Source organism: Streptomyces sp. NPDC058045 (assembly GCF_042885635.1).
Taxonomy (GTDB): domain Bacteria; phylum Actinomycetota; class Actinomycetes; order Streptomycetales; family Streptomycetaceae; genus Streptomyces.
The window spans coordinates 311,043-324,694 of the sequence record NZ_JBHVRR010000001.1; the positions used below are offsets into that span (position 1 = coordinate 311,043).

At 72.8% G+C, this 13,652-nt stretch carries 8 protein-coding genes; 2 read left to right on the top strand and 6 right to left on the bottom strand.

The window, feature by feature from the left end; genetic code table 11:
* Positions 1–37: 37 nt before the first annotated feature.
* Complete coding sequence (locus ACFVST_RS01470) at positions 38–1,600, bottom strand: chloride channel protein (protein WP_390145689.1); 1,563 nt, start codon at positions 1,598–1,600, stop codon at positions 38–40.
* A 315-nt stretch (positions 1,601–1,915) separates the two neighbouring features.
* On the opposite strand from ACFVST_RS01470, the gene fxsA reads away from it, so the two are divergent.
* Together fxsA and ACFVST_RS01480 are read left to right on the top strand one after the other, a co-directional pair.
* Positions 1,916–2,125, top strand: a complete 210-nt coding sequence (gene fxsA / locus ACFVST_RS01475) for an FxSxx-COOH cyclophane-containing RiPP peptide (protein WP_390145691.1) — start codon at positions 1,916–1,918, stop codon at positions 2,123–2,125.
* Entirely contained in the window at positions 2,122–3,357 is a 1,236-nt protein-coding gene (locus tag ACFVST_RS01480; protein WP_390145693.1) for an FxsB family cyclophane-forming radical SAM/SPASM peptide maturase, read from the top strand. The genes fxsA and ACFVST_RS01480 overlap by 4 nt, the downstream gene beginning before the upstream one ends.
* Before the next feature lie 71 nt (positions 3,358–3,428).
* Here ACFVST_RS01480 and fxsT read toward each other — a convergent pair whose 3' ends face one another.
* The 5 genes from fxsT to ACFVST_RS01505 all read right to left on the bottom strand — a co-directional run bounded on the left by fxsT (position 3,429) and on the right by ACFVST_RS01505 (position 13,478).
* Positions 3,429–7,826, bottom strand: a complete 4,398-nt coding sequence (fxsT, locus tag ACFVST_RS01485; protein WP_390145695.1) for an FxSxx-COOH system tetratricopeptide repeat protein — start codon at positions 7,824–7,826, stop codon at positions 3,429–3,431.
* A complete protein-coding gene (locus ACFVST_RS01490; protein WP_390145697.1) occupies positions 7,823–8,872 on the bottom strand; it encodes an AAA family ATPase in 1,050 nt (349 codons plus the stop codon). Before ACFVST_RS01490 ends, fxsT begins: the two co-directional genes overlap by 4 nt.
* Entirely contained in the window at positions 8,856–10,487 is a 1,632-nt protein-coding gene (locus ACFVST_RS01495; protein WP_390145699.1) for a hypothetical protein, read from the bottom strand. The genes ACFVST_RS01490 and ACFVST_RS01495 overlap by 17 nt, the downstream gene beginning before the upstream one ends.
* Positions 10,484–11,527: a trypsin-like peptidase domain-containing protein gene (locus ACFVST_RS01500; protein WP_390145701.1), complete on the bottom strand. Its 1,044-nt coding sequence runs from the start codon at positions 11,525–11,527 to the stop codon at positions 10,484–10,486. The genes ACFVST_RS01495 and ACFVST_RS01500 overlap by 4 nt, the downstream gene beginning before the upstream one ends.
* Before the next feature lie 331 nt (positions 11,528–11,858).
* Positions 11,859–13,478, bottom strand: coding sequence for a serine hydrolase (locus tag ACFVST_RS01505; protein ID WP_390145703.1), 1,620 nt, complete (start codon positions 13,476–13,478; stop codon positions 11,859–11,861).
* Positions 13,479–13,652 lie beyond the last annotated feature (174 nt).

The following is a 13,652-nucleotide window of genomic DNA, read 5'->3' on the forward strand; positions in this document are numbered from 1 at the left end:
GACGAGTAGCGGATGGACGGTGGCGGGGGGGGCGGCCCTACTTCCGTTCCGCCTCCGCGTGTTCGGGTTCCGGAGCGGGGGCCGGCGCCGGCGGCCGGGCGATGGCACCGGCGACCACAGCGGCCCCGGCGGAAGGCGGGGAGTCGGACGGCGGCGCACCGACGAGTCCCCCCGCCACCTGCGCCGTCCCCTCCCCCGCCGGCTCCCCCGGCAGCGGCACCTCCGCCGGGTGGTCGGGCTGGCTGCGGTAGAGAGTGACGCCGCGGACTACGACGCAGGCGGTGAGTACGGCGATGATGGCGGGTCCCGTCAGCCCGGCGTCGCCCGCTGTCTCCACCGCCATCACCAGGACCGCCAGCGGTGCGCGTACCACGGGGCCGAGGCAGGCGGCCATTCCGGCGACCACCAGCAGGGCGGGGCTGTGCGGGGCGAGGTCCAGGCCGTCGGCGAGCCGCCAGACCGCGGCCCCGACTCCCGCGCCCACCACCAGGCCCGGTCCGAAGATGCCGCCGGTGCCGCCCGAGCCCATGCTCAGCGCGGTGCCGAGCATCTTCGCCAGGGGCAGCAGGAGGACCACCCAGAGCGAGAGGTGCAGCAGTACGTCCCGCCGCATCACGCCTTCCATCAGCCCGTATCCGGTGCCGAGTACGCCGGGGAAGAGCAGGCCGAGTCCGCCCACGAGCAGACCGCCCGCGGCGGGGAAGAGGAGTTTGGCGGCGGTGCCGGTGGAGCGGGGCTGGACGCGCTGGTGCACCCAGTGGAAGGCGCCCACGTAGAGCCGTCCGGCACCGCCCGCGAGGAGGCCGACGAGGAGCAGTAGGGGTAGATCGCCCAGGCCGAGGGCGGCGCTCGCGCTGTGGCTGCCGAAGACGGGTCCGAAGCCGAAGCAGGCGCCGAAGACCGCGTATCCCGCGGCGGACGCCAGGAGTGACTTGGGGATGACGCGGGCGTCGGCGTCCTTGCGGTACAGCAACTCCGCGCCGAGCAGGGCTCCGCCGAGGGGCGCCCGGAAGACGGCTCCGACACCGGCCGCGAGTCCGATGACCACGGCGGTGCGGGCCTGGGCGGGGGTGAGGCGGGCGCGGCGGGCGATGACGGAGCCGAAGGCGGCGGAGATCTGGGCGGCGGGCCCCTCCGTACCGCCGGAGCCGCCGGAGCCGAGGGTGATGGCGGAGGCGGCCATCTTGACGAGTGTGACGCGGCCCCGCATGTCGAGCGGGGTGTGGTGGGCGGCGGCGATGGCCGCGTCGGTGCCGTGGCCCCCGGCCTCCGGTGCCAGCAGCCGTACCAGCAGGGCGCCGACGAGTGCGCCGCCCGCCACCACCAGCGGTACCGCCCAGGGCCGGTCGAACGGCCCGGCGGTGGCGAAACCGCCTTCCATGGTGGTGCGGTAGGGGTGGTGGCCGCCGAGGGTGCCGAGGACCCAGTGGGTGCAGACTTCGAGCAGTCCGAAGAGTCCGGCCGCGCCGGCGCCCGCGATGGCGCCGATGACGACGGCGAGCAGGGCCCACCGCTGGAGGCCGTCCCCGTCCGGCCCGGATCCCGGTAACCAGGCGGCGGGCAGGGAGAGTTGACGCTTGCCGTCCCGTTCGCTGGCCATGCTCTCGCTCCCTCGGACCGGCCACCGGTCGCCGGTCCCCGGTGGCCCTGCTTGCGTGCAGGGGCCATTTTGGCATCTCCGCAAGGATCTTGACGCTCGCTCACACCGTCGTCCGAGTGCCGGGGGCGCCCGGGGGCGCGTGGCTTGGGGGTGTGGGCGCCCGGTGCGCTCTGCGGTCTGCTCGTCTACTCTGGATCGGTGACTTCGATCGATGACGTATATATCGATGGCATGTGTGTCGAGGACAGGTGTGTCGATGGCATGTGTGTCGATGACGTACGGCATGAGGCGTCCAGCGACATCGGAGGGGAAACGATGCACGGGACCAGCGGGGAGCGGCAGTTGACGCCACCGGATCCGTCCGGTCTTCCCCTGGACGACGTCTTCGACCCACCGTCCGGCGTGCTGGCGAACGCGATGCGGCGGGTCACCGCGGCGGAGGCGGCGGGTGGGGAGCCGCTGTCCTGCTACGAGTCGGGCACCCAACTCCTGGTGTCCGCGGCGCCCGACGTGTCCCTGCCGTGACGGCGGCCGCCGGCCGAACCGACAGCGAGGCGGCCTTCTGGCCCGACGAAGCACTCGATGTGGCGGCACTGCGCGCGGCCGGGCTGCCCCGATTACCGTTCCGTGAAGTCCTGTTGAAGGTGCACAGCCGCTGCAATCTGGCCTGCGCGCACTGCTATGTGTACCGCGCCGCGGACGACACCTGGCGTGATCAGCCGCGGGCGATGTCTCCGGCGGTGGCCGAGCGTGCCTGCCGCCGGATCGCGGCGCACGCCGCCCGGCACCGGCTGTCCTCGATGCGGGTGCTGCTGCACGGCGGTGAACCGCTGCTCGCCGGGGCGGAGTTCCTGGATCGGGTGGTGGGGCGGCTGCGGGAGCTGCTGCCCTCGTCCACGCGCCTCGATGTGCTGGCGCAGACGAACGGGACGCTGGTCGACGAGGAGATGCTGCGGGTGTGCCACCGGCGGCGGATCCAGCTCGGGGTGAGTCTGGACGGGGAGCGCGACACCCATGACCGGCAGCGCGCCAGGCCGGACGGGGCGGGCAGCCATCGTGCGGTGGCGGAGACGCTGCGGTTGCTGGACTCGCCGCGCCATCGGCCGCTGTGGGCGGGCCTGTTGTGCACGGTGGACGCGGCGAGCGATCCGGCCGCCGCCTACCGGCATCTGCTGTCCTACCGGCCGCCCGCCGTCGATCTGCTGCTGCCGCTGGGCAATTGGGGCAGCCCGCCGCCCGGCCGTACCGCGGATCCGGCCAACACCCCTTATGCGGACTGGCTTTCGGCCTTCTTCGACCTCTGGTACCGGGAGCCCGTGCAGCCCTTCCGGTTGCCGTTCTTCGAGAGTGTGGTGGATCTGCTGCTCGGCGGGGAGGCCTCGGTGGGCACGGTGGGCGGTGGGCCGTCGCGGGTCGTGGTGGTGGAGACGGACGGCCGGCTCACCCAGTCCGATCTGCTGAAGACGGCGTACCAGGGTGCGCCGGAGACCGGATGCGATGTGTTCCGGCACGAGTTGGACGATCTGCTGGACCATCCGGGCATCGTGGCAGGGCAGTTGGGGCGGGCCGGGCTGGACGGGGAGTGTCTGCGCTGCCCGGTGCTTGAGGTGTGCGGCGGCGGGATGTACGCGCACCGGTACCGGCCCGGCAGCGGCTTCCGCAACCCGTCGGTGTACAGCCCGGACCTGCGGGCCTTCATCGGCCATGTACAGCGGACAGTCACCCGGGATCTGGCCCGCCTGGCCCGCCGCCCCTGAGCTACCGCCAACCGCCCGCCGCCGTGCGCCCCGCCGAACCTGAAGGCGGGGCGCACGCGGGCTCACACGCCCTACAGCGGCGGCGGTTCGATGTCCATTTCGGCGCGTACGCCGGCGGCGCAGCCGCGGGTCTCCGGGTGGTTCTCGCCCAGGGTGCCGCGGTACTGGTCGAGGACGGTGGCGGAGAGTTCGCCGGCCTGCCGGTCCTCGCCGGCGGCGGCCAGGTCGAGGGCGAGGTTGCGTCGGACGGCGAGGGTGGTGGGGTGGGTCTCGCCGAGGAGTTCGGTGAGCCGGCCGGAGATCTCGGTGTTCAACTCCCTTGATCCCGCGGTGTCTCCGAGGCGGGCCATACCGGTGGCGAGGTTGGCGCGGGCCATCAGCACCCACGGGTGGTCCGGCCAGAGCGCCTCGGTGATCCCGGCCACGGTCTCCTGGTCGAGGCGGTGGGCGCGGGGCGTCTCACCGAGGGCGCGCAGCACCACGGCGTGGTTGAGGGCGGCGACATAGGTGAAGGGGTGGTGGTCGCCCACGGTCTCCCGGTAGTTGTCGAGTGCCTGGAGGCCGGTGCGGGCGGCGCCCTGGAGGTCGCCGGTGAGGCGCAGGTCGTTGCCAAGGTTGGTGAGGGCGGCGATGGTGTCGGGCTGCAGCTCGCGGTCGCGCTGGCGGTAGCTCTCCAATACGGAGACGGCCAGTTCCAGGCCTCGGGCGAAGTCGCCGGCTTTGCGGTTGGCGACGGAGAGGTTCTTCAACGCGCGCAGGGTGTGCGGGTGATCCTCGCCGTAGTGCTGGTAGTACAGCGCCACCGTCTCTTCCTGGCGGCTCCGCGACTCGGCGTACTGGCCGCATTCGCGCATGTCCCGGGCGTAGTTGTTGAGGGTGAAGAGGGTGGAGCGGGAGGTGGCGCCGAGGACCATGGTGCGCACCTGCCACACCCTGTGGTCGAGTTCGCGGGCCTTGAAGAAGAGGCCGCTGATTCGCAGGCTCACCGCGTAGTTGTGTCCCGCGGTGAGGGTGCTGACGTCGTCGGAGCCGAAGACGCGCTTGCTCATCCGGTAGGCGGTCTCGTCGAGGGTGAGGGCGGCGGCGAAGTCGCCGGTGGCGCGCTCGTCGGCGGCGAGGGCACCGGTGGCGCTGAGGGTGTCCTCGTGCTCCTCGCCGACGGTGGCCCGCAGCCGTTGCAGCGCGTCCTCGGTGATGTCGCGGGCCTCCCGGTAGGAACCGCGTGACCGCAGGGTGGCGGCGAGGAGGCGGGCCGCGCTGATGGTCTGGAGTTCGTCCGGACCGATGGTCCGGGTCCAGGTCTCGTGTGCGTGGCGGGCGAGGGACCCTCCGCTGCGGAGGTCGCCGCGGGCCAGCAGGCAGCGGATGAGGTTGAGCACGGTGTGCCGGACGTCCGCCTGGTCGCAGGTGAGCATTCCGGAGCTCTCGGCGTGCGGCAGGATCTCGCCGTAGATGTCCCAGTTGCGCCGGACCTCGGGGTCGCCCGGGTCGTGGGCGGCGAGCAGCAGGTGGGTGGCGTGGCGGAGTTCTTCGGCGGACTGGGCGTCGAGGCTGTCCTGGAGGACGCTGCGGACCAGGCGGTGGAGTTGGACGGTGCCGGCGCCGTTGTCGATGGTGAGGAGGGAGTACCGGCCGATGTCGCGGATGGCGCGGGAGCGGCTGAGGGGGTCGCGGACGGTGGCGGCGAGGGCGTCCGGCAGGTTCAGCAGGCGGGCGTTGTGCAGCAGGGACTGCGGGATCGGGTCGGGCCCGAAGTGGGCGAGCAGCCGCAGGAGTTCGAGGGCGCCGGGATTGCGGTCCCGCAGGCTGCTCATGGAGACCTGCCAGACGGCGCTGACGGGGCGGCTGCCGCCGCCGGCGGTCTCGGCGAGCAGGTCGGTGCGGTGGTGCTCCAGGAGTTCGAGGTATTCGTCGAGGGCGACTCCGGTGCTGGCCTGCCAGGCGGCGGCCTGGTCCACGGCGAGCGGCAGGTCGCCGAGGGCGTCGGCGAGGCGGCCGGCGTCGGCTTCGGCCATGTCGCCGCGGCGGCGGAGGAAGGTGATGCTCTCGTCGCGGGTGAAGACGTCGACCTTGACGGCGCGCACCCTGTCGGCCCAGCCGGCGTCGCGGGAGGTGATGATGACATGGCCCGCTCCCCCGGGCACCCCCACCATGTGCGGGATGTACGGGGTGACCTCCTCGGGCCCGAGGGCGTTGTCGAGGACGAGGAGCCAGCGGCGTACCGGGTGGCCGCTGGCGAGGGCGGCGATGACGCGGTTCACCGCGCCGTCGACGTCGGAGCCTTCCTTGATGCCGAGGATGGAGCCGAGGGCGGCGAGGGAGGAGCGGATGACGGCAGGCTGCTCGGCCCGCACCCACCACACCAGGTCGTACTCCTCGGCGTGACGGCGGATGTATTCGATGGCGAGTTGGGTCTTGCCGACGCCGCCGAGGCCGTAGAGGGCTTGCGGGAGGACGGCGGCGGAGCGGTTCTCGCTGAGTTCGGCGCGGAGTTGGCGCAGGTGGGCCTCGCGGCCGGTGAAGTTGGCGTTGGGCAGGGGCACTCCGCCGGGTGCCCGGCTGGGGGGCATCGAGTGGGAGCCGGTGTCGGCGCTGCGGCCGGGGGCGCTGGAGTGACCGGTGGCGCTCTCGGTGAGGGACGCGCCGTTGCCGGGGCCGCCTGCGGATGTGCCGGGGTGGGGCCCCGCTGCTTCGGAGGACTGCGGGTCCCGAGCCGTCCCTGCCATCTCGTTTTCCTCTCGCTCACCCCAGGGGTTCGTTCCGCTTCCGCGCCGGGGTGGGGACGCGGAGGGCATCAGGAGGCTGCGTACCCGCTCGGCGAGTGCGCTGTAGGGGCGGCCCAGGGCGGCGAGGGCCGGTTGGGCCGCGGCGGCGAGTTCGCGTTCCGCGGGGGTCAGCGAAAACGCGAACGGCCGCTCGGGGCTGAGCAGTTGGCGGGTGAGGAGGCTCGGGTCGGCGCCCATGGCGCGGGCCGCGACGGCGGTGACGCCTTGCAGCGCGCGGTACAGCTCGGCGCGGCCGAGACCGCCGAGGAGCTGGTTGCGTACGCCGTCGCGGAAGGTGAAGTCCGGTGCGGGGGACGGCTGTTGGGCTAACGCGGCGTCGGGGGTGGCGGTGCGTTCCAGGAGGCCGCTGAGGAGGACCTCGGCGAGGGGCAGCGGTCCGACGCGGGGCAGGACCGCGCTTTTGACGTGCTGCATCACATCGAGGGTGAGGGGGGCGAGGGCGAGGTGGGCGGCGAGGAGTCCGGCGGCCGGGGAGGCGGCGGCGCGGAAGGCGCGGACCCGTTGGTCGGGGGCGAGTTCGTCCGCCGCCTGTGTCACGGAGTCGTGGGTGTCGTGGGTGACCGGAGTGGAGCGGGGGTCGAGTCCGCCAGGGCGGGTGAGGAGGGCGGCGGCGGCCTGCCAGCCGGTGCCTGCGCCGGTGACGAGTGCGGCCCAGGAGGCGAGCCATTCCGGTTCGATCTCCAGTACCGGCACGGGGACGGGGGGTTGTGCGTCGTTGTGGGGGCGGGGGCGGGGGGCGCGGAGTCCGAGGGCGGAGTTGGGCAGGGCGGCGGTGGGGGCCTGGAGGGTGACGTCGACGGGGACGGCGTCGCAGCGGTCCCACATATGGCTGGGCAGCGGGTTGAGTACGGCGACCGGGCCGTGCCGCGCCCACAGGTGCAGCAGCCCGGGGACGGCGCCGCTGGACCAGGGTTCGCCGACGCAGTCGCTGAGTACCAGCACGATGCGCCGCCGTGCGGGGTGGACGAGTTCGCGGGGTGTGCGGGCGACGGTGCCGCGTTCTGTGTGGAGTACGGGGCCTTCGGGGTGCCAGGTGTCGAGGCGCCAGGTGCGGACGTCGGTGAAGGCGCCCTGCTGCTGGAAGAGGCGGGTGAGGGCGCGGGCGGTGCCGGACCACACCGACATGGAGACGCTGTCCTCCACGACGAGGGCGAGGTCGAAGTAGTTCTCCTGGGCGCCCTGGAAGACCGGTTCCCAGTAGCCCTGTTCGGCGGCGCGGGTGGCGGTGCGTTCCTCGTCGAGGTCGAAGCGGTGGGTGGAGGTGCGGCGGCGGCCGAGGGGGCGCAGGGCGCGGGCGAGGCCCAGGGGCGCGGGAAGTTGGGGTTCGCGTTCCGGGGCGGCGGGGTCGGCCCAGGGCGGGGTGAGGGGCGGGGCCTCCGTGTCGAAGGGGACGAGCGGGGCGGGTGGGGCGGGTGGTCCGGAGGTGGTGGTCCACGGTTCGCCGGCCGTTCCGGGCCGGGCGGTGGCGTCGGCTCCGCTCCACCGGTCCAACTGCGCGGTGTCGGCGGCGTGTTGGGCGGGAGGCGGGAGGGTGTCCGGGGGTGCGGGGGCCGGTGGGGCGTGCTCGGTGGGGGGTGCGGGGCGGGAGGCGGCGGTGCGCATCCGCTGGAGCAGCAGCACCGCTTCGGCCCACTCGCGGGGCGTGGGGCCGTCGGTCTCCCTGCCGTACCGGGGTGTGGTCATGTCGGTGTTTCCGAGCCCAGGGTGTGCCAGAGGGCGATGCGCAGCCGCTCCCAGGAGGTGTCGTCGGTCTTGGCCGCGCCGTTGGACAGCAGGTGGACGGTGTTCAGCAGTTGGTCGGCGGCGAGGCCGCCGGTGTCGCGGCTGCGGTCGAGGAACTCCCTTACCAGCGCGGTGGTTTCGGCTCCCGTGCGGCCTCCGAAGTGGGCGGCGACCATGGCGGTGAGGCGCTGCTCGTCCGGGTCGGGCATCCGTACTTCGAGGCAGCGGCGGCGGAACGCGGGCGGGAACTCGCGTTCTCCGTTGCTGGTGATGACGACCAGGGGGAATTCATGGCAGCGCACCAGGCCGTGCTCGACGGGGACCGGCTCGCCGTGGTCGGCGGTCTGCACCGGCACCGGCCCCGCGTGGCGCAGCCGTTGGAGCTCGCGGATGCGGAACTCGCCCTCTTCGAAGACGTGCAGCAGGTCGTTGGGGAGGTCGATGTCGCTCTTGTCGAGTTCGTCGATGAGCAGGACGCGGGGGCGGCGCCAGGGCAGCAGGGCGGTGCCGAGGGGGCCGAGGGTGAGGTAGCGGCCGACGTCGGGCAGCTCGGGTTCGCCCCAGCCGGGGTGGGCGTCCTGGACGCGGCCGATGGCGTCGTAGTCGTAGAGGCCGTCGTGGAGGGTGGTGCGGCTGACGACGGGCCAGGACAGGACGGGGCCCAGGGCGAGTTCGGCGGCGATGCGGTGGGCGAGGCTGGATTTGCCGGTGCCGGGGCGGCCGGTGACGAGTAGGGGGCGGCGGACGTGGATCGCCGCGTTGACGCGCTCCACGACCTCCGCGTCCAGGGTGCCGGCGGCCGGGCGGCCCAGGCGGCGGCGCCCCTGGGCGGTGGCCTCCGGGGTGTCCATCGGGGTGCCGGAGGCCTCGAAGATCCGCCAGGGCGGGGGCGGGGGCAGCTCGGGGGGTGCGGCGGCGGTGGCCTCCCGCCCGTCGTCGTGGAAGATCCACCACGGCGGGTCGGCCGGTGCGTCACCGTGCTCGGTCGTCTCAGGCCGGCCGGTCATCTTCCCCCCTGATCGGCGGTTGCAGAAGTACGGACCGCAACTCCTTGAGGCCTTCCGGACTGTCCCATACGAGGCTGATGTCGACTTCCACGTCCGCGTCCGATGTCGAGTCCGGATCCGCTGTCATTATCGCGCCGTTCGCTGCGGGACGCACGCCACCTCGTAACAGTCTTACCCGTTCGGGAAGCTCCTTGGGAGCCGTTTTCAGCAAGTTTCGAATTTCCTGGCGGGCGGCGTGCGTCTCGCCGCCGGTGCGTACTCCGATCACCACCGGAACCCCCGCTTCGAAGAGCACCGTCAGATAGTCCTCGGCCCGGTCCTCCGTATGCCCGGGTGGCTCGAAGAGTATGTACAGCACGGGCGTCTCGGGCCGCTGGAAGCGCAGTTCGCGGCGGAGCCGGCCCGGGTCGGGGCCCTCTCCCGGTTCCACGAAGGCCACGGCGCTCTCCTGGTACTCGCCGCCGTGGGTCTGGAGCCAGCGCCAGCGACGCTGGTGGTGGGCGCTGACATGGGTGAGGGCGATCCGGTCCAACGGCCGTACGTGGACGATGTGTTCCTCCCCGATGGGGCGGGCGCCCATGCCCATCGGGCTCACCGGGAAGCGGTCCACGTCGAGCCAGATCAGGTGCCGCGGCAGGATGAACTCGACCCGCAGTCCGGAGGCGAGGTCGGCGAGACGGGTGACGGCCCGGGTGTGCACCCGGTCCACTCCGGCCTCCAACTGGCCGCGGCCGCGGGCCCGTTCGTCCCAGAGGACTGGGGTGAGCTGGTAGCGGTGGTCCATCAGGCGGGCGCGGACGGTGAAGAGTTCGGCGGCGCTGCGGCGTGAGGTGATCTCCACCACCAGCACCGTCTCCACCACGGGCAGCCCGGCCCGCTCTGACTCCTCGGCGCGTACCCGCTCCAGCAGTTCCGGGTCCCAGCCGAGGCGGGCGGTGACCCGGTCGTTCCAGTCGCGGAGGAGTTCGGTGCGACGCGGGGACCTGGGCATGGCCGCGGCGGCGACCTGTTCCACGAACGCCATCAGGGCGTGCGGCCGACCCTCCACCTCGACGTCGTCCTCCAGCAGGGCGACCAGCGAGGCGACCCTGACTTCGACGGGGTCGGCGGGACCCGTGGCGGGGATGCGGCCGAGGAGTTCGAGGGCGCACTGGAGCAGTGGTTCCAGTCCGGTGCACTTGGCGGCGGGGCGGCCCGGCGGCTCGCTGCCGGACGGTGGGAGGGACTCGGCCGCGGCGCGGACTTCCGCGGTGAGCAGTCCGCACAGTTCGCGGCGTTCGGCGGCGCGCAGCAGCGGGGCCGGAAGGTACTGGTCGAGGAGGATCTGGGCGCGGGCGAGCGGGAGGCTCCCGGCGTAGTCCTCGGCGACGGCGTCGAGCAGGGCGTGCAGTCCGCCCGGGTAGAGGCCGCAGATCTCCACGATGGCCTGGAGGTCGCGGAGCGGGACGTCGTTGCGCGCCACGGCGAGGGTGGCGCCGAGGTGTTCTTCGACGGTGCGGATGACGCGGTCGCGCCAGGCGCGGCTCTCCGGCAACTCGGCGAGTTCGCGGGCGAGTCGGTTGTAGAGGCTCTGCGTTCCGAACAGCCCGTCACCTGTCAGCCCGTCACCGGTCATGGCGTGGGCCTGTCGGGGCGGAGTTCGGCGAGCAGTCCCTCGAAGTCGGTCAGCGGCAGGGAGCCTTCCTCGTACCAGCGGAGGGCGGCGGTGAGGCGGTCGATGCCGTCGGGGTAGAGGAGGCAGAGGTGGACGACGGAGCGGATGTCCTGGAGGAGGACGTCGGAGCGTTCGGCGCGCAGGGCGATGTCGGGTCCGGTGTCGTCCAGGATCTGATTGCGGCGCTTGGGGTCGCGCATACTCGGGATGAGCACCAGGGCCTGGGCGAGGCGGCGTTCTGCGTCGGCGGGCCAGCGCGCGGTGGACGGCGGTGGTGTGCGGACGGGCGCGGGCGCGGGTAAGGGCGCCGGGGTGGGTACGGGTTCCGGTTCGGGGGCGACGGCTTCGGCGAGCGGCGGGCAGAGCGCGAGCGCGCTCTCGGTGGGGATCATCCAGGAGATCCGCAGTTCGGCGGGGTGGGCCTCGGCGACCACGATCCCGATGACCTGCCCGGTGGCCTCGTCCACGACTCCGGCGCCGCTGTATCCGGCGCGGATACGGCTGCCCAGGGCACTGGTGGCGTCGATCTGCACCCAGGAGGCGTCCAGCCCACCGCTGCCCACGAGTTCGGCCCGCGCCCAGATACCGGGCAGCCGCAGACCGGACTGGCCGAAGACCCGGATACGGCGCCCCGCGGCCTCTCCGCAGCGGTGCAGAAGAGTGGGCTGTACGTCCTCGGGCGGCGGGGTGTCGAGGCGCAGTACCGCGATGTCGCCGTGGTGGTCCGGCCCGGGCGGCGCCCAACCCCAGGGCACCAGGCGGGCGTTGGCGATGGCACCGGTGCGGGAGCCGGGGAAGTCGACGGCGATGGTGGTGTCCGGCGGTGGTGCGGCGGAGTCGGTGGCGGACTGGATGACATGGGCGCAGGTGAGGACGAGCCCGCCGGGTAGGAGTACACCGGCGGCGCGGTGTGAACGCGGCGTGCCGGGCGGGGTGTCGGGGCTCGGGCCGGCTCCGTCGAGGATGCGTACCCGCCAAGCGTCGTGGATCGGTTCCTGCACTCCTGTACGCACCCCCCGCCGCCGCCCCGGCACCGTCCGGTTCATGCCGGTGTGGTGTCCCGTCCCGTTCGTATGGGGGAATGCTACGCGGACGGTGCGTCCGTGCGGGAGGAGTTCACGGCATTGGATCTTCGTGAGGGGTGGCGTTGGCCTCGGTGTTCGGCGGATTCCGGCCACGGGACCAGTGGACGCCAAACCGCCCCCGCCAGGCCCCAGTTCACCGGCTCCATCCATGTGCGGCGGATATGCCTCGGGGGCGCCTGCGGAGTGCAGACGCCCCCAAGTGCCGTGCGGCGGCGAGAGGTTGGCGGGTGGCGCCACCAAGTGGTGGCTACTTGCCGCCGGTTCCCGCGTTGCGCTTCCAACCCTCCGCGGTGAGCGGGGCGTCGGGGCGGTCGCTGTTGAGGAGCATGTGGTCGCCCTCGCGGACCTTCATTCCGGTGAGGTTCACACCGCGGCCCTCGTACAGCGGGTCGGTGGTGTAGCGCCAGCGCAGCTTCACACCCTCGTCGGCCTTGGTCACCTCGGCGTGCACCGTCCACCAGGCGCGAACCGACTGCCCGGAGAGGAAGGTCACTTCACCCCCGGGGGCGCCCTTGCCCTTCACCCGCATGGGGATCTGGCTCCAGGTGCCGCCGTCGTCGTTGCTCGCCTCCAGGACCAGTTGGTCGGTGGGCTCGGTGTTGACGAAGGTGTCGAAGTCCACCCCGACCGGGCCCTTGGCGGGCAGTGCGCCGGTGGTGACGGTGCTGGTGGTGCTCCCGGCCTGATCCGCGTACCAGGACGGGCCGTTGCCCGGGGCCTTGACCGGCATGGCCTTGGCGAGGGTCTGGGTGATGCCGCGGCGGGCGGCGTTGGTGGACGGGGTGCTGCGGCCCGGGTGGACGCGGTTGGTCAGCAGGATGGCGAAGGAGCGGGACGCCGGGTCGATCACCAGCGAGGTGCCGGTGTAGCCGGTGTGGCCCATCGTGCTGGGGCCGGACAGGCCGCCCATGTACCAGATCTGGTCCAGCTCGAAGCCCAGGCCGTGCGAGTCGTCCGGGAAGTCCTGGTTGAAGTTCTGCTGGAGCAGTCGCACCCCGTGCTCCGGGAGGACGCGCTTCCCCTTGTACACACCGCCGTTGAGGATGGTCTGCGCGAGGACGGCGAGGTCGTCCACGGTGGAGAAGACCCCGGCGTGGCCCGCGACACCGTCCAGCGACCAGGCGTTCTCGTCGTGCACCGAGCCGCGCACCATGCCGCGCGCCGGGCTCGCCTGGTACTCGGTGGCCGCGACCCGGTCCAGCTTGGACTTCGGCGGGTTGTAGCCGGTGTCGTCCAGGTGCAGCGGCCCGGTGATCCGCTCGTGCAGCAGGACGTCCAGCGGCTTGCCGGTCACCTTCTCCAGGACGAGCTGCATACTCAGCATGTTGAGGTCGGAGTAGAGGTACGTGGTGCCGGGTGCGTTGATGGGCTTGGCGTCCAGGACGGCCTGGCGGCGGGAGGCGGTGTCCGGGTAGCCCTTCCACAGCGAGGGCACCGGGCCGGAGTCGAAACCGGAGGTGTGGGTGAGGAGTTGGCGGATGGTCACCTTCTCCTTGCCGTTCGCCTCGAAGCCCGGCAGATACTTCGCCACCGGAGTTTCGAGGTCGAGGCTGCCCGCCTCCAACTGCTGCACCGCGAGCAGCGAGGTGAACAGCTTCGACACCGAGGCCAGGTCGTAGATCGTGTCCGTGCGCGCCGGGACCTGCTGGTCGGCGGGCAGTTCGGTCTTGGCGTCGGCGTACTTCACCGCGTACCCGGAGGCGCTGCGGTGGACGACGGTGCCGTCCCGCACCATCAGGGCGGTGGCGCCGGGGAAGAGGTAGTTGGTCCCGCTCGCCGGGTTCTCCCAGGTGGCGAGGGCGCGTTGGAACGCGTCGATGGGAGCCGGGTCGAGTCCCGCGCGCTCGGGCGTACCGGGCCGCAGCACGGTGTCGGCCGGGGCGAAACCGCTGTACGGCCGGTCGTAGCGGGCGGAGTGCGGCGCCTTGGCGGCGGCCGTGGCGCTCCCGGGGACGGCGCCGGGGGGGGCCCGGGGGGGGGGGGGCCCCCCCCGCCCCGGCGCCCCCCATAAGGGGGCAGAGAGCCGGGTAAACCTGAAAAT

Coding starts and splice junctions, on each gene's coding strand:
- ACFVST_RS01470 (WP_390145689.1), bottom strand. CDS start 1,600: ATGGCCAGCGAACGGGACGGCAAGCGTCAACTCTCCCTGCCCGCCGCC.
- fxsA (WP_390145691.1), top strand. CDS start 1,916: ATGCACGGGACCAGCGGGGAGCGGCAGTTGACGCCACCGGATCCGTCC.
- fxsT (WP_390145695.1), bottom strand. CDS start 7,826: ATGACCACACCCCGGTACGGCAGGGAGACCGACGGCCCCACGCCCCGC.
- ACFVST_RS01490 (WP_390145697.1), bottom strand. CDS start 8,872: ATGACCGGCCGGCCTGAGACGACCGAGCACGGTGACGCACCGGCCGAC.
- ACFVST_RS01495 (WP_390145699.1), bottom strand. CDS start 10,487: ATGACCGGTGACGGGCTGACAGGTGACGGGCTGTTCGGAACGCAGAGC.